Annotated in this window: 2 protein-coding genes and 1 pseudogene; all 3 read left to right on the plus strand. The window is 64.2% G+C overall.

Annotated elements, in window-relative coordinates:
- A partial coding sequence (locus FJ980_RS34230) for a MerR family DNA-binding protein (RefSeq protein ID WP_181181433.1) occupies nucleotides 1-253 on the plus strand: 253 nt, incomplete at its 5' end.
- Between the two features lie 50 nt (nucleotides 254-303).
- The gene (locus FJ980_RS34235; RefSeq protein ID WP_140547739.1) at nucleotides 304-723 is read left to right on the plus strand and encodes an OsmC family protein; all 420 of its coding nucleotides are present in this window, start codon (nucleotides 304-306) and stop codon (nucleotides 721-723) included.
- 210 nt (nucleotides 724-933) lie between these two features.
- Nucleotides 934-1029: pseudogene (locus tag FJ980_RS35755) on the plus strand (Cu(I)-responsive transcriptional regulator); the annotation flags it as partial.

The raw sequence follows: 1029 nt of genomic DNA on the forward strand, positions 1-1029 counted from the left end.
CTTTTCCATCGACTCTTTCCGCCCTTTGAGGGCGCTTTACCAGGACCGCAGCCGCGCCAGCCACGACGTGCGCGAGATCGCCACCGCCCATGTCAGGGCGATCGAGGAGAAGGTGCGCGAGCTGCAGGCGATGCGATCGACCCTGCAGAAGCTCGTCCAGGCCTGCCATGGCGACGACCGGCCGGACTGCCCGATCATCGATGACATTGCGGGAACCGCGCCGCTCGGCGATAAATCCGTCACGGTCGCATAGATCCGTGCCGGCCAGGCCCGAGCCTCTCGGCTACGGGGGGGAGGATGCCGATGGCCTCGATGACTGTCGAACTGCACAATGTCGAAGGCACCGAAGCCGCCATGGGCTGGGCCGGCGGCCACACGATCGTCGTCGACCGGCACGAGGGCAAGGCCGGCGGCATGGGCCTGGGCTTCAATGGCGGCCAGCTGCTGGCGCTGGCGATTGGCGGCTGCTTCTGCAACGACCTTCGCTATGTCGCCGACGAGATCGGCGTGAAACTCGGCAGGATCGCCGTCTCGGTGAGGCTTGATCTCGACGGCAAGCCCCTGCTGGCGACCGCAGCAAGGATGACGGTTTCCTGCGAGACCTTGGACGGGTCCGATCCCCAAAGGATCATTGACCGTGCCAGCGCGGTTTCGACGGTCAGCAACTCGTTGCGCCAGGGCGTGCCGGTTACGATCGAAACGACGGGGCCTGGTCGCTCATAAACGCCAGGACTTCTCCCGCGCCGTAGGTCGTCCCGCCACGTTCACCCATCACGGAAAGGGAAGGTGGCCATACGGTTCTCCGTGCCTGCTCATGCCATCGAGCACCCATTGATTTGGGTGGCCACCAAATGAGCGGTACGGGTTCAAATCATGAACAAAATCTGGCATGGTCCCGTCATGCCAATCATCTCACCGATTCCCCTGAACCCGCTCATCGATGGCCGCCAGTTGATGGCGCTTTACCAGGACCGCAGCCGCGCCAGCCACGACGTGCGCGAGATCGCCACCGCCCATGTCAGGGCGATC

Origin of the sequence: Mesorhizobium sp. B1-1-5 (assembly GCF_006443065.1) — a bacterium.
In the GTDB taxonomy this organism is placed as follows: Bacteria; Pseudomonadota; Alphaproteobacteria; order Rhizobiales; family Rhizobiaceae; genus Mesorhizobium.